29 protein-coding genes are annotated in these 26,849 nt (G+C 68.3%); 18 read left to right on the forward strand and 11 right to left on the reverse strand.

Annotated elements, in window-relative coordinates:
- The first annotated feature begins 9 nt into the window (after nt 1-9).
- The 5 genes from ACSVDD_RS18280 (at nt 10) to ACSVDD_RS18300 (ending at nt 5,109) form a co-directional block, all read left to right on the forward strand.
- Nucleotides 10-1,857 carry an aldehyde ferredoxin oxidoreductase family protein gene (locus ACSVDD_RS18280; protein ID WP_448190809.1) on the forward strand — a complete coding sequence of 616 codons (1,848 nt, stop codon included), beginning with the start codon at nt 10-12 and terminating at the stop codon, nt 1,855-1,857.
- A 55-nt stretch (nt 1,858-1,912) separates the two neighbouring features.
- Nucleotides 1,913-3,214 carry an NAD(P)/FAD-dependent oxidoreductase gene (locus tag ACSVDD_RS18285; protein ID WP_448190810.1) on the forward strand — a complete coding sequence of 434 codons (1,302 nt, stop codon included), beginning with the start codon at nt 1,913-1,915 and terminating at the stop codon, nt 3,212-3,214.
- 23 nt (nt 3,215-3,237) lie between these two features.
- Nucleotides 3,238-3,489, forward strand: a complete 252-nt coding sequence (locus tag ACSVDD_RS18290) for a MoaD/ThiS family protein (protein WP_448190811.1) — start codon at nt 3,238-3,240, stop codon at nt 3,487-3,489.
- Entirely contained in the window at nt 3,486-3,785 is a 300-nt protein-coding gene (locus tag ACSVDD_RS18295; RefSeq protein WP_448190812.1) for a hypothetical protein, read from the forward strand. The genes ACSVDD_RS18290 and ACSVDD_RS18295 overlap by 4 nt, the downstream gene beginning before the upstream one ends.
- Nucleotides 3,786-3,858: 73 nt before the next feature.
- Nucleotides 3,859-5,109 (forward strand): serine hydrolase domain-containing protein, encoded by a 1,251-nt coding sequence (locus ACSVDD_RS18300; RefSeq protein ID WP_448190813.1) that lies wholly within the window; start codon nt 3,859-3,861, stop codon nt 5,107-5,109.
- A gap of 4 nt (nt 5,110-5,113) precedes the next feature.
- Here ACSVDD_RS18300 and ACSVDD_RS18305 read toward each other — a convergent pair whose 3' ends face one another.
- Complete coding sequence (locus ACSVDD_RS18305) at nt 5,114-5,446, reverse strand: MoaD/ThiS family protein (RefSeq protein ID WP_448190814.1); 333 nt, start codon at nt 5,444-5,446, stop codon at nt 5,114-5,116.
- A 168-nt stretch (nt 5,447-5,614) separates the two neighbouring features.
- Here ACSVDD_RS18305 and ACSVDD_RS18310 point away from each other — a divergent pair, with 168 nt between their 5' ends.
- From ACSVDD_RS18310 to ACSVDD_RS18345, 8 genes are all read left to right on the forward strand, one after another.
- On the forward strand, nt 5,615-6,787 hold the full coding sequence (locus tag ACSVDD_RS18310) for a M20 aminoacylase family protein (protein ID WP_448190815.1): 1,173 nt from the start codon (nt 5,615-5,617) through the stop codon (nt 6,785-6,787).
- 122 nt (nt 6,788-6,909) lie between these two features.
- Entirely contained in the window at nt 6,910-8,229 is a 1,320-nt protein-coding gene (locus ACSVDD_RS18315) for an NAD(P)/FAD-dependent oxidoreductase (protein ID WP_448190816.1), read from the forward strand.
- Between the two features lie 6 nt (nt 8,230-8,235).
- Nucleotides 8,236-8,736: an L-2-amino-thiazoline-4-carboxylic acid hydrolase gene (locus ACSVDD_RS18320; RefSeq protein ID WP_448190817.1), complete on the forward strand. Its 501-nt coding sequence runs from the start codon at nt 8,236-8,238 to the stop codon at nt 8,734-8,736.
- Nucleotides 8,737-8,776: 40 nt separating this feature from the next.
- Nucleotides 8,777-9,886 carry an ABC transporter substrate-binding protein gene (locus ACSVDD_RS18325; RefSeq protein WP_448190818.1) on the forward strand — a complete coding sequence of 370 codons (1,110 nt, stop codon included), beginning with the start codon at nt 8,777-8,779 and terminating at the stop codon, nt 9,884-9,886.
- Between the two features lie 159 nt (nt 9,887-10,045).
- Nucleotides 10,046-10,972, forward strand: coding sequence for a branched-chain amino acid ABC transporter permease (locus ACSVDD_RS18330; protein WP_448190819.1), 927 nt, complete (start codon nt 10,046-10,048; stop codon nt 10,970-10,972).
- Complete coding sequence (locus ACSVDD_RS18335) at nt 10,959-11,975, forward strand: branched-chain amino acid ABC transporter permease (RefSeq protein WP_448190820.1); 1,017 nt, start codon at nt 10,959-10,961, stop codon at nt 11,973-11,975. The genes ACSVDD_RS18330 and ACSVDD_RS18335 overlap by 14 nt, the downstream gene beginning before the upstream one ends.
- Nucleotides 11,972-12,727 (forward strand): ABC transporter ATP-binding protein, encoded by a 756-nt coding sequence (locus tag ACSVDD_RS18340; RefSeq protein ID WP_448190821.1) that lies wholly within the window; start codon nt 11,972-11,974, stop codon nt 12,725-12,727. Before ACSVDD_RS18335 ends, ACSVDD_RS18340 begins: the two co-directional genes overlap by 4 nt.
- Nucleotides 12,724-13,449 (forward strand): ABC transporter ATP-binding protein, encoded by a 726-nt coding sequence (locus ACSVDD_RS18345; protein ID WP_448190822.1) that lies wholly within the window; start codon nt 12,724-12,726, stop codon nt 13,447-13,449. The genes ACSVDD_RS18340 and ACSVDD_RS18345 overlap by 4 nt, the downstream gene beginning before the upstream one ends.
- A 140-nt stretch (nt 13,450-13,589) precedes the next feature.
- Here the strand turns inward: ACSVDD_RS18345 and ACSVDD_RS18350 are convergent, their stop codons facing one another.
- Genes ACSVDD_RS18350 through ACSVDD_RS18360 form a run of 3 tightly spaced genes read right to left on the reverse strand, consistent with a single transcriptional unit; the run spans nt 13,590 to nt 16,085 of the window.
- Nucleotides 13,590-14,090 (reverse strand): DUF934 domain-containing protein, encoded by a 501-nt coding sequence (locus tag ACSVDD_RS18350; RefSeq protein ID WP_448190823.1) that lies wholly within the window; start codon nt 14,088-14,090, stop codon nt 13,590-13,592.
- Complete coding sequence (locus tag ACSVDD_RS18355) at nt 14,077-15,765, reverse strand: nitrite/sulfite reductase (RefSeq protein ID WP_448190824.1); 1,689 nt, start codon at nt 15,763-15,765, stop codon at nt 14,077-14,079. The genes ACSVDD_RS18350 and ACSVDD_RS18355 overlap by 14 nt, the downstream gene beginning before the upstream one ends.
- A gap of 11 nt (nt 15,766-15,776) precedes the next feature.
- Nucleotides 15,777-16,085, reverse strand: coding sequence for a DUF2849 domain-containing protein (locus ACSVDD_RS18360; RefSeq protein WP_448190825.1), 309 nt, complete (start codon nt 16,083-16,085; stop codon nt 15,777-15,779).
- A 219-nt stretch (nt 16,086-16,304) separates the two neighbouring features.
- Here ACSVDD_RS18360 and ACSVDD_RS18365 point away from each other — a divergent pair, with 219 nt between their 5' ends.
- From ACSVDD_RS18365 to ACSVDD_RS18380, 4 genes are read left to right on the forward strand one after another with little or no spacing between them, the layout of a single operon-like run.
- Entirely contained in the window at nt 16,305-17,042 is a 738-nt protein-coding gene (locus ACSVDD_RS18365) for a phosphoadenylyl-sulfate reductase (RefSeq protein ID WP_448190826.1), read from the forward strand.
- A 38-nt stretch (nt 17,043-17,080) separates the two neighbouring features.
- Entirely contained in the window at nt 17,081-18,094 is a 1,014-nt protein-coding gene (locus tag ACSVDD_RS18370; protein ID WP_448190827.1) for an ABC transporter substrate-binding protein, read from the forward strand.
- Nucleotides 18,091-18,843 carry an ABC transporter permease gene (locus tag ACSVDD_RS18375; protein ID WP_448190828.1) on the forward strand — a complete coding sequence of 251 codons (753 nt, stop codon included), beginning with the start codon at nt 18,091-18,093 and terminating at the stop codon, nt 18,841-18,843. Before ACSVDD_RS18370 ends, ACSVDD_RS18375 begins: the two co-directional genes overlap by 4 nt.
- A complete protein-coding gene (locus ACSVDD_RS18380) occupies nt 18,831-19,583 on the forward strand; it encodes an ABC transporter ATP-binding protein (RefSeq protein WP_448190829.1) in 753 nt (250 codons plus the stop codon). Before ACSVDD_RS18375 ends, ACSVDD_RS18380 begins: the two co-directional genes overlap by 13 nt.
- An 18-nt stretch (nt 19,584-19,601) precedes the next feature.
- On the opposite strand, the gene ACSVDD_RS18385 is transcribed toward ACSVDD_RS18380, so the two are convergent.
- The 3 genes from ACSVDD_RS18385 to ACSVDD_RS18395 form a co-directional block, all read right to left on the reverse strand.
- The gene (locus tag ACSVDD_RS18385) at nt 19,602-20,258 is read right to left on the reverse strand and encodes a DUF47 domain-containing protein (protein ID WP_448190830.1); all 657 of its coding nucleotides are present in this window, start codon (nt 20,256-20,258) and stop codon (nt 19,602-19,604) included.
- A gap of 90 nt (nt 20,259-20,348) precedes the next feature.
- On the reverse strand, nt 20,349-20,633 hold the full coding sequence (locus ACSVDD_RS18390; protein ID WP_448190831.1) for a hypothetical protein: 285 nt from the start codon (nt 20,631-20,633) through the stop codon (nt 20,349-20,351).
- 150 nt (nt 20,634-20,783) lie between these two features.
- Nucleotides 20,784-21,251 carry a flavodoxin family protein gene (locus tag ACSVDD_RS18395; RefSeq protein WP_448190832.1) on the reverse strand — a complete coding sequence of 156 codons (468 nt, stop codon included), beginning with the start codon at nt 21,249-21,251 and terminating at the stop codon, nt 20,784-20,786.
- An 85-nt stretch (nt 21,252-21,336) separates the two neighbouring features.
- Between ACSVDD_RS18395 and ACSVDD_RS18400 the strand changes: the two genes are divergently transcribed.
- Nucleotides 21,337-21,822, forward strand: a complete 486-nt coding sequence (locus tag ACSVDD_RS18400) for a hypothetical protein (RefSeq protein ID WP_448190833.1) — start codon at nt 21,337-21,339, stop codon at nt 21,820-21,822.
- Nucleotides 21,823-21,834: 12 nt separating this feature from the next.
- On the opposite strand, the gene ACSVDD_RS18405 is transcribed toward ACSVDD_RS18400, so the two are convergent.
- From ACSVDD_RS18405 to ppc, 4 genes are all read right to left on the reverse strand, one after another.
- Nucleotides 21,835-22,038 carry a hypothetical protein gene (locus ACSVDD_RS18405; RefSeq protein ID WP_448190834.1) on the reverse strand — a complete coding sequence of 68 codons (204 nt, stop codon included), beginning with the start codon at nt 22,036-22,038 and terminating at the stop codon, nt 21,835-21,837.
- 47 nt (nt 22,039-22,085) lie between these two features.
- Nucleotides 22,086-22,286 carry a hypothetical protein gene (locus tag ACSVDD_RS18410; RefSeq protein ID WP_448190835.1) on the reverse strand — a complete coding sequence of 67 codons (201 nt, stop codon included), beginning with the start codon at nt 22,284-22,286 and terminating at the stop codon, nt 22,086-22,088.
- Between the two features lie 703 nt (nt 22,287-22,989).
- Nucleotides 22,990-23,820, reverse strand: a complete 831-nt coding sequence (locus ACSVDD_RS18415) for a GNAT family N-acetyltransferase (RefSeq protein WP_448190836.1) — start codon at nt 23,818-23,820, stop codon at nt 22,990-22,992.
- A gap of 88 nt (nt 23,821-23,908) precedes the next feature.
- Nucleotides 23,909-26,701 (reverse strand): phosphoenolpyruvate carboxylase, encoded by a 2,793-nt coding sequence (gene ppc / locus ACSVDD_RS18420; protein WP_448190837.1) that lies wholly within the window; start codon nt 26,699-26,701, stop codon nt 23,909-23,911.
- Nucleotides 26,702-26,849 lie beyond the last annotated feature (148 nt).

Below are 26,849 nucleotides of genomic sequence, written 5' to 3' on the forward strand. Positions count from 1 at the left end.
AGCCCGACGATGGGATGGACTGGTAAGATCCTGCGCGTCAACCTGACCGCCGGCACGACCAAGAGCGAACCGCTGAACATGGAGTGGGCCCAGAAGTACCTGGGCTCCCGTGGTCTCGGCACGAAGTATCTGGTGGAAGAGATCGACCCGAAGGTCGATCCGCTGTCGCCGGACAACAAGCTGATCTACGCCACCGGGCCGCTGACCGGCACCATGGCGTCGACCGGCGGCCGCTACACCGTCATCACCAAGGGTGCGCTAACCGGCGCCATCGCCTGCTCGAACTCCGGCGGCTTCTTCGGCAACGAGATGAAGAACGCCGGCTGGGACATGATCATCCTGGAGGGCCGGTCGCCGTCGCCCGTCTACCTCTTCATCGAGAACGGCGTGGCCAAGCTGCTGCCCGCCGACGACCTGTGGGGCACCACGGTCTGGCACACCGAAGAGGCGATCAAGGCCAAGCACCAGGATCCGCAGATCCGCGTGTCGTCCATCGGCGTCGCCGGTGAGAAGGGCGTCAAGTACGCCTGCATCGTCAACGACCTGCACCGCGCCGCCGGCCGGTCGGGCGTGGGCACCGTCATGGGCTCGAAGAACCTCAAGGCGGTCGCCATCCGCGGCACGCTGGGCGTCAAGATCCGCGACTTCCCGGCCTTCCTCAAGGCGGCGGAAGCCGGCAAGGCGGTGCTCGCCGGCAACGCGGTGACCGGACAGGGCCTGCCGGCCTACGGCACCCAGGTGTTGATGAACGTCATCAACGAGACCGGCGCCATGCCGACGCGCAACCACCAGGAGGTGCAGTTCGAGGGCGCGCGCAAGATCTCGGCCGAGGCGATGGTCGAGAAGCGGCCGACCGACAACAAGGCGAACCTCGCCCGCAACGCTGCCTGCTTCGGCTGCACCATCGCGTGCGGTCGCATCTCGCAGATGGACAAGGGGCACTTCTCGGTCTCCAACAAGCCCGAGTACTGGGGCGCGTCGGGCGGCCTGGAGTACGAGGCGGCGTGGGCGTTGGGCTCCAACACCGGCATCGACGACCTCGAGGCGCTGACCTACGTCAACTACATCTGCAACGAGCAGGGCATGGACCCGATCTCGTTCGGCGCCACCGTCTCGGCGGCGATGGAGTTGTTCGAGATCGGCGCCATCACCACCAAGGAGACCGGCGGCCTCGAACTGCGCTTCGGCTCGGCGGAGGCGCTGGTCAAGGCGGTCGAGCTGACCGGCAAGGCCGAGGGCTTCGGCGCCGAACTGGGCCTGGGCTCCAAGCGCTTGTGCGAGAAGTACGGCCATCCGGAGTTCTCCATGTCGGTCAAGGGCCAGGAGTTCCCGGCCTATGACAGCCGCGGCATTCAGGGCATGGGCCTCACCTACGCCACCTCCAACCGCGGCGCCTGCCATCTGCGCAGCTACACCGTGGCCTCGGAGATCCTGGGCATCCCGGAGAAGACCGATCCGCTCGCCACCGACGGCAAGGCGGGTCTGGTGAAGGCCTTCCAGGACGCCACCGCGGCGTTCGACGCGGCGGGCATCTGCATCTTCACCTCCTTCGCCTGGACCTTGCAGGACGTGGCCCCGCAGGTGGACGCGGCCATCGAGGGCGGCTGGTCGGTGGAGCGCATGGTCGAGACCGGCGAGCGCATCTGGACGCTGGAGCGCCAGTTCAATCTGGCGGCCGGCTTCACCGCCAAGGACGACACGCTGCCCAAGCGCCTGCTGACCGAGGCGGCCAAGACCGGCCCGGCCAAGGGTCTGGTCAACGGCCTGCCGAAGATGCTGCCGGAGTACTACGCGCTCCGCGGCTGGACGGCGGACGGCGTGCCGTCCAACGAGACGCTGGAACGTCTGGCGCTGTGACCTGAAGCCCCTCCCCCCTCGCGGGGGAGGGGTTTTTCAAAGCTTGGAGACTTCCATGCACTACGTCGTTCTGGGTGCGGGGCCGTCGGGCGTCGTCGCCGCCGAGACCCTGCGCAAGGCCGATCCCAACGGCTCCATCACGCTGATCAGCGGCGAGAACGAGCCGCCCTACTCGCGCATGGCCATCCCCTATGTGCTGACCGGCAAGGTCGGCGAGGACGGCACCTATCTGCGCAAGGCCCCCGGCCACTACGCGGCGCTGGGCATCGAGGTGCGGCACGGAGTCGCCACCCGCCTCGACCCCGACCACAAGCGCATCGAGTTCCGCGACGGCGGCCACATTGGCTACGACCGGCTGCTGATCGCCACCGGCGCCCGCCCCGTGCGCCCGCCGATCCCAGGCCTGGAGTTGAAGAACGTCCATCATTGCTGGACGCTGGAGGATTCGCGCAACATCGCCCGTCTGGCCGAGCCGGGTGCGCACGTGGTGCTGATGGGCGCCGGCTTCATCGGCTGCATCGTGCTGGAGGCGCTGGCGGCGCGCGGCGTGCAGTTGACGGTGGTCGAGATGGGCGACCGCATGGTGCCGCGCATGATGAACTCCACGGCCGGCACCATGATTCGCACATGGTGCGAGACGAAGGGCATCCGCGTCCTTACCTCGACGAAGATCAAGAGCCTGCAATCGGTGACCGCCGAGAAGAGCCGCGGCATCTTCGGCTTCCTCAAGCGCAAGGAGCCGGTGGCCTCGTCCGACACCATCGACGTCGAACTGGACAGCGGCGAGCGCATCGGCGCGCACCTCGTCGTGGTCGCGGCCGGCGTCGCGCCCAACACCGACTTCCTCAAGGACAGCGACATCAAGGTCGGGCGCGGCATCCTGGTGGACCGCTACATGCGCACCAGCGTCAACGACGTCTACGCCGCCGGCGACGTGGCGCAGGGCTACGACTTCTCGACCCGCGAGCACGACGTGCACGCCATCCAGCCGACCGCGTCGGAGCACGGCCGCATCGCCGCCATGAACATGGCCGGGCAGAACGTGCAGTACAACGGCAGCCTGCAGATGAACGTGCTGGACACGGTGGGTCTGATCTCCAGCTCCTTCGGCCTGTGGGCCGGGGTGGACGGCGGCGACAGCGTCGAGGTGGTGGACCACGCGGCCTACAAGTACCTCAGCCTGCAATTCCAGGACGACGTGCTGGTCGGCGGCACCGCCATCGGCCTGACGCAGCACGTCGGCGTGCTGCGCGGCCTGATCCAGGCCGAGACCCGGCTCGGCCCCTGGAAGGAGCGGCTGAAGAAAGACCCGCACCGGCTCATGGAAGCCTACGTCGCGCACTCCCAGGTAAGATGAGAGACCTGGACACGAGGAGGCCGATGGACATCACGGTCAAGCTGTTCGCCACCCTGGCCGGCTATCTGCCGGCCGGGGCAAAGGCCAACGCCGCCGCGTTGGAGGTGCCCGACGACGCCACCCCGGCGTCGATCATCGAGCGGCTGAACCTGCCGCGCGAGAAGTGCCACTTGGTGCTGATCAACGGCGTCTACGTGGTGCCGAGCCTGCTGGAGCAGCAGACGCTCAAGCCCGGCGACACGCTGGCGATGTGGCCGCCCGTCGCCGGGGGATGACCGGCCCGCTCGTCAATAGGACCGCTCCGCTGGTGAAGGAGATGGCGCTGACCCGCGCGGAGTTCCTGCGCCTGCTGCCCGGCGCGCTGGACGGTGTGCCGTGGCGGGACGAGGGGGCGGTGGTGCGCGTCGGCGAGACGGTCGCCATCACGCTGGAACCCCTGCCGCCGCGCCGGTTGGGGCTGTTCGAAATTCCGGTGATGCGGGTGACGCTGAGCTTTTGTGACTGGGGCGACGAGGAGGTGCGCGCCTTCGTGCAGCGCTTCGACCGGGCGTTCCAGAAGGGCGGCGGCTGAGCCCTTTGCAAACCGCGGCGAATGGCCGAAACTGCGCTGGTACCCGCGAATGTCCGAAGAGGCGGCTCCAGCCATGCGCGTGTTCCTCCTGGCGGCCTCCGTTGCAGCGTCTCTGTCTTTGGCGGCATTCGGCGCCGCGGCGGTGGACATCCCCAGCTTCTCGCCCACCGGCCCGGACGCCGAAGCCTACGGCGCGACGGACGGCTATCCGGTCGGGCGCCGTGGCTCGCGCGAACAGCGGGTGCTGGTGGGCACCTTCAGCCATTACGACCAACTCTATGACAGCCACCCGGTGGCGCGTGCTCCGGTCGCGGCACCGCTCAAGCGAGTGGAGCACGGCGTCACGCTGACATACCGCTACGAGCACCGCGACCGCAGCATCGAGGACTATCTGGCCGAGCACCCCGTCACCGGCTTCCTGATCGCCAAGGGCGACACCATTCTGGACGAGCGCTACCAGTACGGCCGCACCGACCGCGACCGCTTCGTCTCGCAGTCCATGGCGAAGACCATCACCGGCATGCTGATGGGCATCGCCGTGTCCGAGGGCGCCATCCGCTCCATCGACGAGCCGGCGTCGGCCTACGTGCCCGGCCTTGCCGGCACGGAGTACGGCGCCACGCCGATCCGCGCGCTGCTGCACATGGCCTCCGGCGTGGCGTTCCGCGAGGAGTACAGCGGCTCCGACGACATCGCCCGCATGGGCCGCGCCCTGTTCGGCAAGAAGCCGATGGATCCGGCCGCCGCGGTGGCGCAGTTCAACACGCGCGAAGCGCCGCCCGGCACCCGCTTCCGCTACGCCAGCATCGAGACGGAAATCCTCGGCCTCGTGCTGCGCAACGCGGTGGGCATGCCGGTCGCCGACTATCTGCGCACCCGCATCTGGCAGCCCATGGGGGCGGAGGCCGACGCCAGCTGGGTGGTCGATTCCACCGGGCAGGAAGCGGCCTACTGCTGCTTCAACGCGGTGCTGCGCGACTATGCCCGCTTCGCCCTGCTGCTGGCGCACGACGGGGCGTGGCAAGGCCGGCAGATCATCCCTCGTTCCTGGCTGCTCGACGCCACCACCGTGCACGCGGGCGAGGAATATTTGGCGCCCGGCACGGCGACACCCTTCAGCGGCTACGGCTATCAGGTCTGGCTGCTGCCGGGCAAACGGCGGATGTTCGCGCTGCGCGGCGTGTACGGACAGGTGATTTTTGTGGACCCCGCGTCGAAGCTGGTGCTGGTCCACACCGCAGCGCGCCGGCTGCCGTCCAACGATCCGTCCGCCCGCGAACTGCCGGTGCTGTGGAACGCCCTGGTGGAGCGCTTCGGCGGCTGAACCCTCACACCACCGGCGCGCCGTACCCCCAGGAAAACGGCACCGGGCCGGACAGCGCCACCACGTCGCCGTCCTCCAGCGTGCGGTCCTGGTTGACCATGTCGCCGAGCCGCGGGCTCGGGTCGCGGCCGTTGATCAGCACCAGATAGACGTCCTTGGGCGGGATGCCGAAGTGGCGGATCACGTCGCCCACCGTGCTGCCGGCCGGGAGCTTCAGATGCTGGAAGGGATGCCCGCCGCCATGCGGCACGAGGCTGTTGAACAGCCGCACCTCCACCATGATCTGGATCGCCCCGGAATTGTCGCCGATGGAACGGTCCTGAACGAGGTCGTGCACGTCACCCTCCGCCTTGATCACCCGCGCGAACGATTGCCGTGCCCGGCCCCCCGAACCTTGACCGCAATCAAGGCTGCCCCGCTTGGGCGGCGGTGGTCGACCAAAGTATCATGCCCCATATTGGCCCCCATATTTGACTGGGCTGACGCAAACCAGGGAGAGCGGGGAATGGTCGAGACGGTGCCGGGCATGGACAAGCTGACCGGCGACATGACGGCGTGGCGGCACGATCTGCACGCCCACCCGGAAGCCGCCTTCGAGGAGCAGCGCACCAGCGACGTCGTCGCCGAGAAGCTGGCCTCCTTCGGGCTGGAGGTGCATCGCGGCCTCGCCAAGACCGGCGTGGTCGGCATCCTGCGCAACGGCGAGGGGCCGTCGGTGGCGTTCCGCGCCGACATGGACGCGCTGCACATGGACGAGCAGACCAACCTGCCGCACGCCTCGCGCAATCCCGGCCGCATGCACGCCTGCGGGCACGACGGCCACACCACGATGCTGCTGGGCGCCGCGCGCCACCTCGCCGAGAACCCCACGTTCCAAGGCTCCATCGCCTTCATCTTCCAGCCCGCCGAGGAGAACGAAGGCGGTGGCCGCGTCATGGTCGAGGAAGGCCTGTTCGAACGGTTCCCGGTCGAGGAGGTCTACGGCATGCACAACTGGCCGGGCCTGGAGGTCGGCCGTATGGCGCTGCGCTCGGGCCCGATGATGGCGTCCTACGACATCTTCGAGTTGACCCTGACCGGCAAGGGAACGCACGCCGCCATGCCGCACCTGGGCACCGACGTGATCGTTGCCGGCACCCAGATCATCAACGCGTGGCAGACCATCCCCAGCCGCAACGTCCACCCGGTGGACGCGGCGGTGGTCAGCGTCACGCAGTTCCATGCCGGCGACACCTGGAACGTCATCCCGGCCAGCGCGACCTTGCGCGGCACCACCCGCAGCTTCCGTGCCGAGGTGCAGGACATGATCGAGCGCCGCATGCGCGAGGTCGCCTCGGCCATTGCCGGCATGATGGGCGTGGAGGCCTCGTTCCGCTACGAGCGCCGCTACCCATCCACCATCAACAGCGCCGACGCCGCGGAAAAGGCCCGCCAAGCGGCGGCCCGCGTGGTCGGCGAGTCGGCGCTCGACCTCGATCCGATGCCCAGCATGGGGGCGGAGGATTTCGCGTTCATGCTGCAAAAGCGGCCGGGGTGCTATGTCTGGCTCGGCGCCGGGCCGTCCGATGGCGGGCGCAACCTGCACAGCCCGCATTACGACTTCAACGACGCGGTGCTGCCCATCGGCGCCAGCTATTGGGTGCGGCTGGCCGAGACGGTGCTGCCGAGAGCAGTTTAACAAATCAATTCAGTGAATACCGCCCTTGTTTGTGCATGATGAACCGGGGAATTGCATAGGCTACAATTCTGTCCCATAGTTCGACCTTGAAGGAAATTGGTCGGACCAATCGGACGGCGCGCGTGGCAGAGACATCGCAGAACATCCCCGGACGCGGCGGCATCTGGGAACGCCCCAACTCGCTGTGGGAGGCGACGGCTCCGCCGCCGCCGGCCCTGCCCACGCTCAAGGATAAGGTCGAAGCCGACGCGCTGGTGATCGGCGGCGGCTTCACCGGCCTGTCGGCGGCGCTGCACCTCGCCGAGGCCGGCAAGCGCGCCGTGGTGCTGGAGGCGTCCGAACTCGGCCGTGGCGCCTCGGGCCGCAACAACGGGCAGGTGATCCCGACGCTGACCCGCCCGGACCCCGACGACCTCGTCGCCCGCTTCGGGCCGGAAGCCGGGGAGCGATTCGTGGCGCTGGTGCGCGACAGCGCGGCGTACCTGTTCGACACCGTCCGCCGGCTGGGCATCGACTGCGCGGCCGAGCAGACCGGCTGGATGCAGCCGGCGCACTCGCCCGGACGCATCAAGATCGCCGAACGCCGCGTCGAGCAATGGGGCCGCCGCGGCGCCCCGGTGGAACTGCTGGACCGCGCGCAGGTCAGCGCGTTGCTGGGCACCGACGCCTATTACGGCGGCTGGATCAACCGCACCGGCGGGCACATCAACCCGCTGGCGCTCGTGCGCGGGCTGGCCGCCAAGGCGGTGGAGGCCGGCGCGCGGATCTTCGTCAACTCCCCCGCCCTGTCAGTCGAGCGTCGTGGCGACCGTTGGGTAGCGCGCACGCCGGACGGCGAGGTGACGGCTGACGCGCTGATTCTCGGCACCAACGGCTACGCCGCCAGCGTCTTCCCGAGGATTCGCACCGAGGTGGTGCCGATCCTGTCCTGGCAGATGGCGACGGCACCGCAGGGCGACAACGTCCGCAAGACCGTGATTCCCGGCCGGCAGGCGATGTCCGACACGCACGGCGATCTGCGCTTCATGCGCTGGACCGCCGACAACCGGCTGGTGACCGGCGGCGCCCTGCTGATCCCGGTGAACGGGCCGGAGCGGCTGAAGCGCATCGTCGGCGCGCGGCTGGCGGAGTTGTTCCCGCAGCTCGACGGCCTGACGTTCGACTATGTGTGGAACGGCCGCATCGCCATGACCACCGACTATTTCCCGCGCGTCCACCGGCTGGGGCCGAACGGCTTCGGCTGGGCGGGCTGCAACGGACGCGGCGTGGCGCTGTCGATCTCGCTGGGCCGTGAACTGGCCGCCGCCGCGGCGGGCCGCGATCCGAACGAACTGGCGCTGCCCTTCACCGAACCGACGCCGCTGCCCTTCAACAGCCTGCTGCAACGCATCGGGCCGTTGAAACTGCTGCAATACCGCTGGAACGATTCCCGCGAGATCTGAGAGAGCATGATGACCGACGCCCCCGACTACCCCACCCTGCTGCGCAATTCCTTCGCCATGCGTGCCGCGGCCTACGCGCACATGTTCGACGTGCTGCGCGAGCGCTTCGGCGTCGAGACGGCGCTGGAGGTCGGCCGCGAGTCGACCCGCCGTCTCGGTGAACAGATGGGCGTCAAGTACGCCGTCCACGGCCCGGCCGACCTGGAGGGGCTGTGCAACGCCTTCCTCGACGGCATTCCGAACCGCGACGAGATGTTCGCGCCGGAGATCAAGCGCTGCGACGGCGATGCCCTGGAGATCCACTTCCACCGCTGCCCGCTGAAGGAAGCCTGGCAGGCGCAGGGGCGCAACGACACCGACGTGGAGCTGCTGTGCCGGATGGCCGGCGCCATCGACGGCGGCCTGTTCGAGTCCGCCGGCTTCATCTTCCAGGGCGAGACCTGGAAGCCCGGCGACGAGGGGTGTTGCCGCCTCAAGGTGGTGCCCGGCCCCGCTTCCGAGAAATAAACCACCGAATAAACGCCAACGACCTCAGGGAACCGCAACGATGACCCTTCGCCTTGCCGCCCTCACCACCGTCGCCGCCATCGGTCTGGCCGGTTCGGCCTTCGCCGCCGACAGCGTCAAGCTCGGCTACCAGTTGCCGCTGACCGGCGACACCGCCCAGTACGGCCAGGACTTCCGCAAGGCCGCGGAGATCGCGCTGGACGAGTTCAAGGCCGCCGGCAAGCCGTTCAAGGTGGAGATCGCCTTCGAAGACAGCCGCTCCGACGCCAAGGAAGGCGTGAACATCGCCCGCAAGTTCGTCGACGACAAGGACATCGTCGGCGTGCTCGGCGACTTCACCTCGGGCGTGTCGATGGCCGCCGCGCAGGTCTACAAGGACGCCGGCATGCCGCAGCTGTCGCAGACCGCGTCGCACCCCGACTACACCAAGATCTCCAAGTACCAGTTCCGCAACATCGCCACCCAGGCGCAAGAAGGCCCCTACAACGCCAAGTGGATGGCGTCCAAGGGCTATAAGAACGTGGCGGTGATCGCCGAGCAGACCGACTGGGGTCAGTCGGTGGTCGGCGGCTACACCGACGCGGTGAAGGCCAATGGCGGCAAGGTGGCGTTCAGCGAGTTCTTCAACCGCGGCCTCAAGGACTACCGCTCGCTGATCAGCAAGATCGAGCGCACCAAGCCCGACGCCATCTACACCGGCTTCTTCTACGAGGACGGCGCGCAGTTCCTCAAGCAGCTCCAGCAGCTCGGCGTCAAGACGCCGGTCTACTCCACCTCGGCCGCCTACAGCCCGAAGCTGCTGGAACTGGCCGGCGACGCGGCGGAGGGGCTGCACCTGACGTCCAACTTCCTGCCGACCAACCCGGACCCGGCGGTGCAGAAGTTCGTGGCCGAGTGGAAGAAGCGCTCGAACGGCGCCGAGCCCGGCCAGTTCCCGGCGCAGGCCTATGATGCGGTGCGCATCATGCTGGCGGCGGTCGAGAAGGCCCAGCCGAACGTGACGCGCGAGAGCGTGCGCGACGCGCTGGCGCAGACCAAGGACTTCCCCGGCATCACCGGCAAGACCAGCTTCGACGCCGACCGCGAGGCCAACAAGGAGTTGACCAAGGTCGAAGTCAAGGGCGGGCAATTTGTGCCGGTGACGGAGTAAGGTGTTTCGGTGCCCTCCCCCGCCCCCGGCGGGGGAGGGTTGGGTGGGGGCAGCGGCCTGAGTGGCAGGCGTTGATTCTCGGGCAGGCCGCTGCCCCCACCCTCCCCAGGCTTCGCCTGGGTCCCCTCCCTCCCCCGGCGGAGCCGGGGGAGGGCTTTGATGTGGAGCCCCATGATCGACCCCTACTACCTCCAGCAGCTCGCCATCGGCCTGTCGCTGGGCATGACGTACGCGCTGATGGCGATCGGCTTCACGCTGATCTTCGGCGTGCTGAACGTCGTCAACTTCGCCCATGGCGAGGTCTATACGCTGGGCGCCTTCGCCGGGCTGGTGCTGATCACCGCAACCGCGCCGCCCATCGCCGCGGTGGTCTTCGCCGCCCTCGCCATCGGTGCCTTCGCCGGTTTCTCGCTGGAGCGGTTGGCGTTCAAGCCGTTCCGCCGCTTCACCGACGAAGCGTCGCTGAAGTCGCGGGCGATGCGCGAGTCCACCCTGCTCTCCTCGCTCGCCGTGTCCATCGTCGTGCGCGAGGCGCTGGAGATCGTCTTCGGCTCGCAGATGCGCTCGGTGCCGTTCGAATATCTGATCAACACGCCGGTGCGCGTCGGCCCGGTCATCCTGGTGACCGGCGATTTCATCATCTTCGGCGTCTCCGCCGCCATGCTGATCGGCCTGCAATACCTGCTGACCCGCACCCGCATCGGCCTGAGCATCCGCGCCGTCTCCAACAACCCGCTGGGTGCGAAGTACGTGGGCATCGACACCGACCGCACCATCATCATGACCTTCGTGGTCGGCTCCATGATGGGCGCCGCCGCCGGCATCCTGGTCGGGCTGTATTATGGTGCGATCTTCCCGGCCATGGGCTTCGTGCCCGGTATCAAGGCGTTCGTCGCCATGGTCATGGGCGGGCTGTCGTCGATCCCCGGTGCCGTCATCTGCGCCCTCATCCTCGGTGTCTCGGAGAGCATGGCGACCACCTTCGTCTCGTCCGGCTGGTCGGACATGGTGGCCTACGGCTTCCTGATCCTGACGCTGATCTTCTTCCCCAACGGACTGTTCGGAGCCGGCCGTGAGCGTGTCTAAGCCCCGCCGCCCGGAGTGGCTCGTCCCGGCGCTGATCGGGCTCATCGTCTTCGCCGCGCTGCCGATGGTGCTGGCGGCGTTTGACCGCGGGTACTTCTACCAGATCGCCAATCTGGCGCTGATCTTCGTGCTGCTGTCCGCCTCCATGCATCTGGTGACCGGCGTTGCCGGGTTGCTGCATTTGGGCCACGCGGCGTTCTACGGGGTGGGCGCCTACACCACGGCGCTGCTGACCAGCAAGCTCGGCCTCGGCTTCACCTGGACGCTGCCGCTGTCCGGGCTGGTGGCGGCTGGCGTGGCGTTCCTGGTGGCGCTGCCGACCATGCGACTGGTCAGCATCTACTTCGCCGTGGCGACGCTCGCCATCGGGCAGATGCTTTATCTGGTGATGCTCAACTGGGTCGAGTTCACCAAAGGCCCCAACGGCATCATCGTCACCAAGGGGCTGGAGCTGTTCGGCATCAGCCTGTCGGGCCGGCTCGCCAGCTACTACACGGTGGCGGCGGTGGTGGTGCTGTGCGTGGTCGCCATCTCGCGGCTCAGCCATTCCTACTACGGCAACGCGCTGCGCTCGATCCGCGAGGACGACCAGTGCGCCGACGCCATGGGCGTGCGCACCGTGCGCCTGAAGATGGAGGTGTTCACCCTGTCGGCCTTCTTCGCCGGCGTGGCGGGCAGCCTGTGGGCGCACATGACCGGCTACATCTCGCCGGGCGACTTCAAGTTCTCCGAATCCATCCTCATCCTGGCGATGGTGGTGGTGGGCGGGCTCGGCAGCCTGCCAGGCGCCATCATCGGCGCCCTGTTGCTGATCCTGCTGCCCGAGGGGCTGCGCGGCATGGGCGACTTCCGCAATCTCATGGTCGGCATGGTGATGTTCCTGTCCATCCTCTTCCTGCCCAGGGGCCTGCTGGGCGAGGTCTCGGCGCTCAAGCTCGTGCGCCAGCAACTGGGGGCCGCGTGGCGGCGCACCGACAACGGCATCGGGATCGGCTGGCGATGACGCACCTCCTGGACATCGACAAGGCCACCCGCCGGTTCGGCGGCGTGGTCGCCGTCAACGACGTGACCGCGCACGTGGACGAGGGCGAGCTGGTCGGCCTGATCGGCCCGAACGGGGCCGGCAAGACGACGCTGTTCAACCTGATCTCCGGCTTCACGCCGCTGTCGTCGGGCACCGTGCGCTTCGCCGGGCACACCATCAACGGCCTGCGCACCAACCAAGTGGCGCGGCTCGGCATCAGCCGGACGTTCCAGAACCTGCGCGTCTTCCCGAACATGTCGGTGTTCGACAACGTGTCGGTGGGCGCGGTCGGCACCCTGCCGCAGGGGCCGCTCGGCGCGCTGTTCGGCGGCGGACGGCGGGCCGACGAGATCAGCGAGCGCACATGGCAGGCGCTGGAAGCGGTCGGCCTGACCAGCGTGGCCGACGAGCTGGCCGCCAACCTGCCCTACGGCCGGCGCAAGTACCTGGAGATCGCGCGGGCGCTCGCCATGCAGCCGCGCTTCCTGATCCTCGACGAGCCGGCCGCCGGCCTCAACGACACCGAGACGCGCGAGCTGGCATCCTTCATCCAGCGCCTGCACGGCGGCGGCCTCACCATCATGCTGGTCGAGCACGACATGACCCTGGTTATGGGCATCTGCCAGCGCGTGCTGGTGCTGGCGACCGGCCGCAAGATCGCCGACGGCCCGCCGGAGGTCATCCGCAAGGACCCCGCGGTGTTGGAAGCCTATCTGGGAGTGGACGCATGAGCACGCCGCTGCTTGCCGCCCCGTTGCTTGAGATTGCCGATCTGCACGTCGCCATGGGGCCGCAGGAAATCCTGCACGGCGTCAGCCTCGCGGTACCGGAGGGGTCCATCGTCGCCGTGCTCGGCTCCAACGGGGTCGGCAAGACGACGCTGATGCGCGCCATCTCGGGCATCTACCGCGCGCGCCAGGGGAGCATCACCTTCCAGGGCCAGCCGATTGAAAACCTGCCGGCGCACCGCATCGTCGACATGGGCCTGCTCCAGGCGCCGGAGGGGCGGCAGATCTTCTCCAACATGAGCGTGCGCGAGAACCTCGTGCTGGGCGGCGGCGATGTCGGGTTGGGCGAGTTGGAGCGCATCCTGACGCTGTTCCCGGTGCTCGGTGAGCGGTTGAAGCAGAACGCCGGTTCACTGTCGGGCGGTGAGCAGCAGATGCTGTGCATCGCCCGCGCCATGATGCGCCGGCCGAAGCTGCTGCTGCTGGATGAGCCGTCACTCGGCTTGGCGCCCAAGCTGGTGGCGCTGATCTTCGATCTGGTGCAGCGCATCCGTGCCGAGGGCGTGTCGATCCTGATCGTCGAGCAGAACGCCCGCGCGGCGCTGCGCATCGCCGACTTCGCCGCGGTGATGGAGGACGGCCGCATCGTGCTCGCCGGCCCAACCGAGCAACTGCGCGACGATTCGCGGATTGCCGAAGCGTATCTGGGCGGGCATGTGCATTAGCACGAATCCCCTCTCCCCTCTGGGGAGAGGGTTAGGGTGAGGGGGTTTTTGCACAGCGCACGTATCCGGTCCCCCGAAAACCCCCTCACCCGGCCGGCTGGGCCGGCCGACCTCTCCCCAGAGGGGAGAGGCGACGAAACTTAAGCCGCCACCACCCGACGCCGCAGCAGCCCCAGCGGCTCGTCCGCGCCGATGCTCGCCTGATAGGCGATGGTCACCGTGTTCAGCGTCCGCGCCCAGGTCTCCACATCGGTGCCCTCCGGCACCTCCACCGTGTTCACCCCGCAGCGGACCAGCAGCGGGTACTGGTCTGCGATGATGTCGCCCACCGCGCGGATCTCACCCGTGTAGCCATAGCGTTCGCGCAGCTCGCGCGCCGTCGAGAAGCCCCGGCCGTCGCGGAACTTCGGGAACTCCACCGCCACCAAGGCGAAGCGCTCGAGGTCCGCTGCGATAGCGCCGGCCGGGAGGTTGCTCGGCAACCGCACGCCCAGCGGCGCGTTGCGCGCCGACAGCGTGTCGCGCTCGGCCTGCCAGCGCTCGAAGCTGACCACGACGGAATCCCCAGCGGGCGCCGCCGCGTCATCGGCCAGCGAAACCCAGGTGTCGGCGACGGCGCGCCCCTGCTCAATCAGCGGCATAGGCCGTCTCCTTGAAAGGTGCCTGCCCGATGCGGGCCAGGGTGGCGAGGAAGCGTTCGCCGGGCTGGCGGCGCTCCAGGTAGCGCTCGACGATGCGTTCCACCGCATCCACCGCCTCGTCGGCCTTCAGCGCCGGGCCGAGGATGTCGCCGATGGAGGCGTTCAGCTCGGCGTTGCCGCCCAGCGTGATCTGGTAGAACTCCTCGCCCTTCTTATCCACGCCCAGGATGCCGATGGCGCCCACGTGGTGGTGGCCGCAGGCGTTGATGCAGCCGCTGATCTTGATCTTGAGGTCGCCGATCTCCGCCTGCCGCTCGGGGTCGGCGAAGCGGTCGGACAGCGACTGCGCGATGGGGATCGAACGGGCGTTGGCGAGCGAGCAATAGTCCAGCCCCGGACAGGCGATGATATCGCCGATCAGTCCGACATTGGCCGTCGCCAGCCCGACCGCCGCCAGCGCCTGCCACAGCGCGAACACATCGTCCTGTTTGACATGGGCGAACACGAGGTTCTGCTCGTGCGTCACGCGGATCTCGCCGAAGCTGAAGCGGTCGGCGAGGTCGGCCACCACGTCCATCTGGTCGGACGAGATGTCGCCAGGCACGCCGCCGGCGGGCTTCAGCGAAATGGTGACGCTGGCGTAGCCCGGCGCCTTGTGGGCGTGCACGCTGGTCTTCGTCCAGGCGCCGAAGGCGGCGTCCTCGCAACGGCGTCGCGCGTAAGCCTCCGACACCGGCGCCCGCTCCTCGAACGGGGGAGGCGCGAAGTGGCTGCGGATGGACTCGACGATGGCGGGGTCGAGGCGGAACTTCGGTCCGCGGATGCGCGCGAACTCGTCCTCGACCAGGGCGATGAACTTGTCGAGCTTGGTCTCGTGCACCAGGATCTTGATGCGCGCCTTGAAGGCGTTGTCGCGGCGGCCGGCCTGGTTGTAGACGCGCAGGACCGCCTCGAGGTAGGCGATCAGATCCTCCTCGTCCAGCCAGTCGCGGGTCTTCGGCCCGATGAACGGCGTGCGGCCCAAACCGCCGCCGACGTACACCTCGAAGCCGACCTTGCCCTCGGCGTTCTTCTTCACCACCAGCCCGACATCGTGGATGCGCACGGCGGCGCGGTCGTTGGTCGTGGCGCTGATGGCGATCTTGAACTTGCGCGGCAGGAAGGTGAATTCGGGGTGGATGCTCGTCCACTGGCGCAGGATCTCGGCATAGACGCGCGGGTCCACCACCTCGTCCGGCGTGGCGCCGGCAAATTGATCCGTGGTGACGTTGCGCACGCAGTTGCCGCTGGTCTGGATCGCGTGCATGTCGATCTCGGCCAGCTTGCCCAGGATGTCCGGCGTGTCCTCCATCTTGATCCAGTTGAGCTGAAGGTTCTGGCGCGTGGTGAAGTGGCCGTAGCCCTTGTCGTAGGTCCGCGCGATCGCCGACAGCCCGCGCAGTTGGTGCGCGGTCAGCGTGCCGTACGGGATGGCGATGCGCAGCATGTAGGCGTGCAGTTGGAGGTACAGACCGTTCATCAGCCGCAACGGCTTGAACTCATCCTCGCTCAGCTCGCCCCTCAGGCGGCGCTCAACCTGGAAGCGGAACTGCTCCACCCGCTCCTGGACGAACCGGCGGTCCAGCTCGTCGTAGTGGTAGATGCCGGCGTGGTTGCGCGGTTGCACATAGTTCATCGTGTGAATCCTCAGGCGGCGCGGGCGAGGGTGTCGGCTTGCTTGCCGAGGTCGGCGCGCACGCTGGGGCCCAGCGCGCGGATGCGCTCCTTGGTGCGCAGCGGCACCGGTGCGCCGTCCGCCAATTCCACCTCCAGCGTGTAGATCGCCACCACGATGTTGCGCGCCTCGTCCTCCTGCGCGATGACGAGCGCCTGCGCGGCGCGCGCGTCCTCGTACGCGGCGGCGGCCTCGATCCGCTCCACCCAGTCGTTCTGTGGCCCAAGCCAAACGACGGCGCCGTCGCGCAGCCGGTTTGCGGTGATCGCCTTCAACGCCATTGGTGCCGTCTCCTGAACCACATTCCACAAGCCGAAAGTGGTATTAACACGCTGTGTGAGGGTATTTAACCCGCCGCGCTCGACTATTTCAACACCAAATTCACCGCTCAATTCCCTATTCTACAAGTAGATAAGTGTAAATGCATTGCAACAGTATCTTGCCGGTGGTAGTGTGCCAACAGATGCAATCAACCCTTCAGATATGTAGAATAGATCGCCATGCCCGAAGGAACCAGCTCTCCCCCCGAAGTTCTCCGCGCGGCCGAAATGGTGGAGCGGTTCGGCGCTCTTGAAGGCACCGCGCTGATGGAAGCGGTCATCAAGCAGGCGTTCCCCGGCCGCATCGCGCTGGTTTCATCCTTCGGGACCGAGTCCGCCGTGCTGCTGGCGCTGGCCGCCGAGGTCGATCCGACGATCCCGGTGATCTTCGTGGACACCGGCAAGCTGTTCGGCGAGACGCTGCGCTACCGCGACCAGCTTGTGAAACTGCTCGGGCTGACGGACGTGCGCACAGTGGGGCCGGGCAAGGGCGACATGGCGGCGGCGGACCGCGACGGGCTGCTGTGGCAGAAGGCGCCGGACGCCTGCTGCCATCTGCGCAAGACGCTGCCGTTGCGCGACGCGCTGAACGGGTTCGGCGCCTGGATCACCGGGCGCAAGCGCTTCCAGGCCTCCACCCGCGCCGCACTGCCTGTGTTCGAGGCGCAGGACGGCCGGGTCAAGGTCAACCCGCTGGCGCCGTGGGACCGTGAACGCCTGGACGAGGAGTTCGCGTGGCGCAAGCTGCCGCACCACCCGCTGGAGGAGGACGGCTTCCTGTCCATCGGCTGCTACACCTGCACAGAGCGCGTGGCGCCCGGCGCCGATCCGCGTTCCGGCCGCTGGGCCGGCCTGGGCAAGACCGAGTGCGGCATCCACACCACCAATTCGAACTACAGCGACGCGTGGACGATCTGACTGCCGTCAGCGGGACGCTTGCACCGAGAGGAACTCCCATGTCCTTCAAGACCCGCGCCTTGGCGCTCGCCTTCGCCGCCGTGGCCGCGTTTACCACTCCGGCCCGCGCCGCCGACCCGGTGACGCTGCGGATCGGCTACATCCCGATCCTCGCCGCCGCACCGCTGTTCGTGCTGACCGGCGAGGGCTGGGCCACGCAGGAGGGGCTGGACGTCAAGCTCACCCGCTTCGTGGACGGCCCGGCCGCCATCCAGGCGCTGGCCGCCGGACAGGTGGAGATGATCTATGCCGGCGTGGCACCGGTGATCGTCGCCCGGTCCAAGGGCGTGGACGTCTCGGTCATCGCCAATTCCGGCATCGAGGAACTGGTGCTGGTCGCCCGCGGGCCGCTGGCCAAGCTCGCCAAGGACAAGCCCGCCGCCGAGGCGGTCAAGGAACTGGCGGCGACGGCCGGCCGCAAGGTGAAATTCGGCACACAGCCGGCCGGCTCGGTGCCCGACACCGTGCTGCGCCACTGGCTGTTCAAGGTCGCCAAGCTCGACCCGGCCATCGTCGAGATCGTGCCCATGGGCATCGAGAAGACGCAGCAGGCGCTGATGGCTGGCGCGCTCGACGCCGCCGACATCCGCGAGCCGACCATCACCATCGTCAAGAACACCGACCCGGCCGCCGCCATCCTGGCGCTGGGCGGCGAGATGTTCCCCGGCCAGCCCGGCACCGTGGTCGCCGCCCGCGGCGAGGTGCTGCGCCAACACACCGACGCGGTCGGCCGCTTCGTGGCGATCCACAAGCGCGCCGTGGACGTGGTGACCAAGGACCCGAAGCGCGCCGCCGCGCTGTCCAACGAGCACCTCGGCAAGGGCCTCGTCGAGCCGGCGGTGCTGGAGGCGGCACTCACCTCGCCGGCCAGCAAGTTCACCGCCGACCCGCACACCATCGTCGAGGCGGTCAAGCGCATGCAAGCGTTCCAGCAGGAGACCGGCTCCGCCCAGGGCAACAGCGCCGCGGTCGAGGAGGCCTTCGACTTCCGCTTCTACGACGCCGCCAAATGAACGGTCGCAACGACGCCCTGCTCTCCGCCGTCGGAGTCATCGTCTTCCTGCTGGCGTGGGAGGGGGTGACGCGCAGCGGCTTCGTGCCGCCGCTCCTGCTGCCCGCCCCCAGCGCCGTCCCCGCCACCCTGATCGCCGAGTTGAAGAACGGCCAGTGGCAGGCAATGGTGCTGGCCAGCCTGTCGCACTATCTGGCCGGGCTGACGCTGGGCTCGTTCCTCGGCATCTCGGTGGGCACCGCAGCGGCGCTGTGGCCGACGTTCAACGCGTTCCAGGCCGGCATCGTGCGCATGCTGCGGCCGATCCCGGCCATCGCCTGGATTCCCTTCGCCATCATCTGGTTCGGCGTGTCGGAGGGCTCGGCCGCCTTCCTGATCGCGCTGACGGTGTTCTGGATCAACTACTTCGCCGCCTACGCCGCGGTGTCGTCGGTGGACAAGGACCTGATCGAGCTGGGCCACGCCTTCGGCCAGGGCGGGCTGATCCCGCGCCTGTTCAAGATCATCCTGCCCGGCGCCCTGCCCGGCATCTTCGCCGGGCTGCGCGCCGGCCTGGGCCAGGGCTGGATGACCGTGGTTGCGGCCGAGCTGTTCGGCATCCCCGGCGTCGGCATGCGGATGATGGAGGCCTCGGGCCTGCTCGCCACCCACATCGTGGTTCTCTACATGATCACCATCGCCGTGCTGTACGGCATCTCCGACTTCGTGTTCGTGCGCGTGCAGAGCAAGGTGCTGGCATGGCAGCGGTGATGGTGGCGGCAAGCGGCGCGCCGGTGATTTCGCTGAAGGGCGTCACCATCGGCTATGGCCGGGGGGCGCCGCCGGTGCTGGCCGGCCTCGACCTGGAGGTGGAGCGCGGCAGTTTCGTCGCCATCGTCGGCCCGTCCGGCGTCGGCAAGTCCACGCTGCTGCGCGTGGTCGCCGGGCTGCACCGCCAGACCGCGGGCACCGTCGTGCTGAACGCGTCGGATCGCCCGCAGCACCGGCCCTTCGGTCTGGTCTTCCAAGACCCGCGACTGCTGCCCTGGCGCCGGGTCGACCGCAACGTTCAGTTCGGCCTGGAGGGCCTCCCCGTCAGCCGCGCCGAGCGGGCCGAGCGGGCGCACGCCGCGCTCACGCTGGTGCGGCTTGAGGACTACGCGAAACGCTGGCCCTACGAGCTGTCCGGCGGCCAGCGCCAGCGAGTCGGCATCGCCCGCGCGCTGGCCGTGGACCCGGACATCCTGTTGATGGACGAGCCGTTCGGCGCGCTGGACGCCATCACGCGGCGCGGCTTGCAGGACGAGCTGAAACGCATCCACCGCGAAACCGGCAAGACGACGCTGTTCGTCACGCACGACATCGAGGAAGCGGTGTTCCTCGCCGACCGCGTGCTGCTGCTGGCCGGCACCCCGGCGCGGGTCGCGCAGGATCTGGACACCCGGAACGGCACCAGCGCCGAGAACGTGGAGCGCATCCGCGCCGGGCTGGCCGGGGATTACGAGATCTGAGGGGGCAAAACGCCCCCTCTACACATGCTCGCTGACGATCCCGGTGACGGTCTTCGCCACGTCCTTCAGCCGGTCGGCGACCAGCGTCACCAGATCGTAGGTCTCCTCGATCAGCAGCTTCTGGCCGGGGTCGAGGGGATTGTCGGCGCTCCACAGCTGCGCCAGACCGGAGTCGCGCAGCTCGTTGACCGCCTTCTTGGCGCGCTTGACCGCCTTGAAGTTCTCCAGCAGCGGCTCCGACTGGCGGCTGACGGCGTCGAGCAGGGGCATGCTCCGCTGCACGATCTCGGCGCAGCGCACGACGTGGTCGGCCATCTCCTTCATCTGCGGCGTGAAGTCGTGGATGCCGCGCAGCAGGATGCGGCGCGAGGCGTCCTTCATGGTGTCCACGGTATCGTCCAGCCCGTCGATCAGCTCCTGGATCTGCGAGCGGTCGAACGGCGTGATGAAGGTGCGGTGCGTCGCCTCGATGGTCTCTTCGGTGATGCGGTCGGCCTCGCGCTCCATCTTGCGGATGATGGCGACGAGATCCTCGCGCGAGCCCTCACCGTGGACGATGGAGCGGAACGCCCGCGCCGCCTCGGCGACGCGCTCGGCGTGCGCGCAGAACTTCTCGATGAAGGGCTCCTCCTTCGGCATGAGACGATGGAAGAGGCCGATGAAGGTGCGCAGCATACCGGTCAGTCCGATGTGGCCGTTGTCGACCGGCGCACTCTAGCCACCCCGCGCGCCGGGTCAACCGACCTGCGGCGCCGGACCGGCGATTCAGCCATGCAGTGCCGGACTGATCACGGATCTGCCCGGCTCCGGGACGACGGAGGCGCAGCGGCCGGCCATGGCCCGCTTCCCGCACCCGGAGGCACACCAGAGATGATTCGGCGGACACGGGGGAGCCAGGCCGAGGTCGCTGCACATCGCAATGGCGCGGCGGGCGATTTCGTTGGCCATCGCGGCGCGCGCCTCGTCGCCGCCCAGGGCGGCTTCGGCCTCCAGCTTCCAGGCCGCTTCCGCCAGCTCGCAGGCCAATTTCTGGTAGTCGGGAAGGTCCATCACGCAACACTTCTTGATCGTAATCCCGCGCCCCGCGGTTCCAGGGATGATCGCACACCGCCGCGTGAGCGGAAGTCCAACTTTCGGCTGCAACGGCCGAGCACGATAGGCGTATTTGTATGACCAACAACGATTCCCGCCGATGACCGGCTAGAAGATCCCCGCCTCCAGGCCGGCGGCCATCAGCGTGCCGAGGTCCTCGCACTGGACCGCGAAGTCGTCGCGGTAAGGGCCGCGGCAGATCAGCGGTTCCTGCACCGCCCGCCAGCGCAGGCCGGTCGTGATGGTCTCCACCGCGCGCCGTGTACCGGTGCCGTCGTGGCCGGCGCGGACGTAGAGGGCATAGGGCATGCCCTGCGTGCGCTCCAGGCAGGGGGTGTAGATGCGGTCGAAGAAGTCCTTCAGCGCTCCGCTCATGTAACCGAGGTTCTCCGGCGTGCCGAGAATGACGGCCTGCGCCGCCAGCACGTCGTCCGGCCCGGCCTCCAGTGGAGGAAGCACGCGCGCCGCCACCCCCTCCACCTCGGGCGAACAGGCCCCGCGCAGCACGGCGTCGCGCAACCGAAGCGTGTTGGCCGAAGGGGCGTGGGCGACGATGAGCAGGGTTTTGGATGCCATGACCGAACCTCGCTGCGCCGTGGCGATAAATGCACTAACATTCGCCTCGGAGCGGCGATACGGGGCCGCTCACCTGAGGGGCGCGATGAACAAGACAATCTGCGGAGCTTTGGCCGTGGCGTCCCTGTGGTCCATCAGCGCACAAGCCGATCCGATCTGGTTCAATTGTTCGGTTTCGGAAATCAGGCGGGCGGGCTTGGCTGGCGTTCTCAAAAGTGGACACTTTCAGATCGGCGTCGATGAGGCGAAGAAATCCGTGAGCGTGCCCAGTTTCTCAACGTTCATGCAAGGCGTGCCAAGCGGCGTCGAGCGGGCGGTGTCGTCCGTGAACGACGCCAGTGTGTTCGTTGCCTACAAAGGGCCTTGGAATCGGGTGGGTGATTACCCGGACAACACATTTTTCGCACTGATCCTGTCCATCAACCGCGCCGACGGTGAAATGGCCCTGAAGGCCGGCCCCTACAGGCTCATCAACCAGGATGATCCGAAAAAATGGGGTCCCGCCACGCTCGACCTCGACGAGATGAGCCAGGCGAAGGGCCGTTGCAAACGAGAGCCCCGCGAATTCTAGGCGCCGCTTCCCTTATCCCGGCTTCCGCCGGCCGCGCGCGCGTTGCCCACCCGCTTCACCCTCCTTGCGCTGGACGAACAGCCGCCCCGCCTGCAAGGCCGCAGGGCGGCTGATGTAGGTGCCGCACTCGAATCGCTGGCCGTCGAACGTCACCACCAGCGTGAAGGTTTGCGGGCCGGTTTCGTCGACCTGGACGGTGGCAGCGGCGGGTTTCATGGCCGCACCCTCCGGTACGGGCTGCCGTCAGTCAAGGCGGAAACCGTTCACGCCACCAAACCGCGCAGAACGAAACCGGCAGGCGCCGCGATCATCGCCGTCAGCAGCACCCAGAACCACAGGCACGCCCGGCCCTCGGCGAAGGCCACTTCCGGCGTCAGCGTGCGCTCGGGCCGCGGGCCATCATAATCGGCGTCTTTCATCCATTCGTCCGTGGACGGGCTGGTGTGGTGCGGAATGGCGGTCATGCGCGCCTCGGCTCCCTGTAATTCCCATCGACAGCGGTCGCCACCTCACCTCCGGGGTTGGTCGCCGGCCGCCCGCGTGTCGTAAAGCTTCATGTGGGAACGGGCCTCGGCTTCGGTATCGAAGCCGGTGAGGTAATCCGGGGTGGTCAGCTTTTCGAGGCCACAGGCTCTAACAGTCGATGTTCACGCTGGCGGGGGCGGAGGATTGGGGTTCCGCACCGGCTTCGGAGCAGTCGATGGAGGCGGCAGCCCCATAGGCGGCGGCGCCTCGCTTCGCCAAGGCCGGCGACGAAAGAACGGAGCGATTCACCGGCCTCGCCGGGACAGGAGCTTCCAGAGCCAGTCTGGCCGGCGGCGGTGAAGGGCTGAAAGCCTTGCCGATGGTCGATATGACGCTCGGCTCGGCGGGAAGCGACGCTGCGAACGTCTGGGTCTTCGCGGGGACTCGTTGGGCTCGGATGGAGTCCGCCTCGCGGTACCGCTGAGCCCCAGCGGAGGCCGCCGACGCGGAAGCGACGCCGGACTGCCCAACCATGACGATCCCCTTTGCCGATCACGCGACGGATATTTTGTCCGTCTCACCTCTGCGCCTTCTGCGCCTTGCCAAAGGAGCATCGCCGGAAAAGCCGGACAACGCAGTGACGACCGTCACAGGCTCGGCGTCTTCCAGTACGGCGGTGTCGTGCCGGAAAGATCCCGCCGCTCAGCCCAAGCGATGCAGGAAGTGCTTGGCGTATTTGCCCGACACATCGTCCACCGCGACGATCAGGCAGACGTCGGTGGTGTTGAACGCGTGGTCCACCACCGCCCCGTCGCCGATGAAGCCGCCGACGCGCAGATAGCCCTTGAGCAGCGGCGGCAGGCCGGCGACCGCCGCGCGCGCCTCCAGCTGCGCCACCGCGGCGTGTTCGGACGCCACCGGCACGCGGTCCATGGCGACGTAGCGGTCCGGCAGCGCCCGCGCCCGCAGGTCCGGCGGCGCCAGATGGTGGCGGTGCAGGTAGGTCAGCGCTGGGGCCAGCGCGTCCACGTCGGTGCCCGGCAGGCTGGCGCAGCCGAACATCAGCGAGACGCCGTGCCGCAGGATATACGCCGAGATGCCGCGCCACAGCAGTTGCATGGTGGCGCGGTTGCGGTAGTCCGGATCGACGCAGGAGCGCCCGAGTTCCAGCAGCTCGCCGGGCTGGGCGAGCAGCGGGGCGATGTCGAACTCGGTCGCGGTGTAGAAGCCGCCGCAGCGCTCGGCCACCGAGCGGCGCAGCAGCCGGTAGGTGCCGACTACGGCGCCACCGGGGCGCGCGTCGTGATCGAGGATGATCAAATGGTCGCAGACCGCGTCGAAACCGTCCACGTCGCGGCCGGGAACGTCCCCGGCGGCGGTCGCCCCCAGCTCGTCATGGAAGACCCGGTAGCGCAGGGCCTGCGCCGCATCGATCTCGTGCGCGCTGGTGGCCAGCCGCACCTCGAGACCGCTTGCTTCAAGACCGGCATCGGAGGGCGCCGCGGCGGCGGCGCTCGAATTCCACAGGGCCATGTCGCTTCCCGTCGGTTGTCTGGTGCCTCCTACATGCCTGAGTTCCAAGACGCCCTGATGACGGTAGCGCGACTGTAGTGTTGCATCCTCAACCGCTGTTGCGCAGACCCGCCGCCACGCCGTTGATCGACATGAGGATGCCACGCCGCACCCGCTCGTCGTCGGCTCCGGCGCGGTGCCGGCGCAGCAGTTCGATCTGCACGTGGTTGAGCGGGTCCATGTAGGGGAAGCGGTTGCGGATCGAGCGCGCCAGCAACGGGTTGTCCGCCAGCACGTCGGCTTGGCCGGAGATCGCCAGCAAATGGCGCCGCGTCAGTTCCCACTCCGCGCTGATGCGCCCGAAGATCTGCTCGCGCAGTTCGGTGTCGCCCACCAGCTCGGCGTAGCGGGACGCGATGGCGAGGTCGCTCTTGGCCAGCACCATGTCCATGTTGGACAGCAGCATGCGGAAGAACGGCCACGCCCGGTGCATGCGCTGGAGAAGGTCCAAGCCGTCCGGCCGGTCCTTCAGCCACGCCTCGACGGCGCTGCCGAAGCCGTACCAGCCCGGCAGCATCAGCCGGCACTGCGCCCACGAGAACACCCAGGGGATGGCGCGCAGATCCTCGATGCGATCGGACTTGGTGCGGGATGCCGGGCGGCTGCCGATGTTCAGCGTCGAAATTTCCGAGATCGGCGTCGCCTGCCGGAAGTATGTCGTGAAGCCCGGCGTCTCGTAGACCAGCCCGCGGTAAGCGCCGAAGGCGAGCCCCGAGAGCTGTTCCATGGCGTCGTAGAACGCCTCGGCCGGCTCGACGTCGTTCTCCAGGTCGAGCAGCGTCGCTTCCATCGTGGCGGCGGTCAGGACCTCCAGGTTGCGGCGGCCGACCTCCGGGTTGCCGTACTTGGAGGCGATGACCTCGCCCTGCTCGGTGATGCGGATCTGGCCGGAGACGGCGCCCACCGGTTGCGCCAGGATCGCCTGATAGCTGGGCCCACCGCCGCGGCCGACCGAACCGCCGCGGCCGTGGAACAGGCGCAGGCGCACTTGGTGGCGGTCGAACAGCTTGGCCAGCTCGATCTCCGCCTTGTACAGCTCCCAGCCGGAGGTGAGGAAACCGCCGTCCTTGTTGGAGTCCGAGTAGCCGAGCATCACCTCCTGCTCGTCGCCGCGCGACGCGACCAGGGCGCGGTAGACCGGCAGCGCGAACAGCCGCTCCATGGTGGCGGGGGCTTGGCGCAGGTCCCCAATGGTCTCGAACAGTGGGATGATGTTCATGGCGAGCCGCGGCTCGGCGCCGGGCGTCAGCAGCCCGGCTTCCTTGAGCAGCAGCGCCACCTCCAGCAGATCGGACGCGCCGTCGGTCTTGGAGATGATGCAGTTGGGCAGCGCCGCCTCGCCGTAGGTCCGCCGGATCTCGCGGGCGGCGAAGAGGATCGCCAGTTCGCCGGTCGTCTCCTCGGAATAGGTGTGGTAGGGCGCGTGCAGCGGGCGCGGCGAGGCGATTTCCTCGGCCAGCAGCGCGATGCGCTCGTCCTCGGACAGCGCCTTATAGTCGGCGCAGCGGCCGGCGACGGCCAGCAGTTCGGCCACCGTGCGCTCGTGCACGTCGGAGTTCTGACGCAAATCGATGGGCGCCAGATGGAAGCCGAACACCTGCACCGCGACGATCAGCCGGCGCAGCCGCCCGGCCGCCAGCTTGGCGGCGCCGTGCGCCTTCAGCGACGCAGCCAGCACCTCAAGGTCGGCCATCAGCTCGCCGCTGGTGGCGTAGGGCTCGGCCTTGCCGACGGCGTGGCGCAACGCCTCGTGGCGGTCCAGCGCCTCCACCGTCGCCGCGAGCCGCGCGTAGATGCCGGTCAGCGCACGGCGGAACGGCTCGTCCTGGCGGTGCGCCGATGTGTCGGGCGAGCGTGCGACCAGCGCCTCCATCTCCGGCAGGATGCCCATGAGCATGCTGGACAGCGCCAGCTCGGCGCCCAGTTCGTGGATTTCCGCCAGATAATGTTCGAAGACGGCCGCCGATTGCAGGCGGATGGTCTCGCACAGGATGGGCGCGGTGACGAAGGGGTTGCCGTCGCGGTCGCCGCCGATCCACGAACCGATGCGGAAGAACGGCGGCACCTGCCACTCCCGCTCGGGATAGCGATGCGCCAGCAGATCCTCGAACCGGCAGTACAGCTTGGGCAGTTCGGCGAAGAAGGTATCCGTGTAATAGGAGATGCCGTTCTTCACCTCGTCGATCACCGCGAGGCGCTGCGGGCGCAGCATGCGCGTGCGCCACAGCGTCAGGATGGCGGCCTGGAGGGCGTCGTCGTTCTCGGCGGCCTCGTCGGGGGTGAGGCGGCTGCGGTCGCGCTCGTCGAGCAGGCAGGCGACCTTGCGCTCCAGCGACAGGATGCTCTTGCGCTGCACCTCGGTGGGGTGGGCGGTCAGAACCGGGCTGACCAGGGCGGTGCGCACGAACTCGGCGAGGCGGTCGGTGCCGATTCCGGCCTCCTCCAGCCGGTCCAGCGCGTGCGGCAGCGTGCCGTCGCGCGGCGGCGAGCCGGCGATGGCGTGGTCGCGGTTGCGGCGGATGTGGTGCTGGTCCTCGGCGATGTTGGCGAGGTGCAGGAAGTAGGAGAAGGCGCGCACCACCGACATGACGGTGTCGCGCGGCAGGCCGTTGAGGATCTCCGCCATCTCGCGGCCGGCGGAGGCGTCGTCGTGGCGGTTGAACTGCACCGAGGCCTGACGCACCCGCTCGACCACGGCGAAGCAGTCGTCGCCCTCCTGCTCGCGCACGGTGTCGCCGAGCAGGCGGCCGAGCAGGCGGATGTCGTCGCGCAGCGGGCTGTCCTTATCGGTCGGGGACGGGTTGGCCTGCTGCGGGTCACGGAGGGCGGCGTTGGAAGACATGGGCGTGGTCACTCTGGCCTGGGGCGGATTGCCGATGACGCAGAGAGTTACCCCAGTGCGGCAGAATGTCACGCGTTGCGTTGCGGCGTGGGCCGAAAAGCAACGCGGAACCCCGCCCGATGGTGAATGTTGACGTTTTGCATCGAAA

Source organism: Azospirillum terrae (assembly GCF_053470425.1).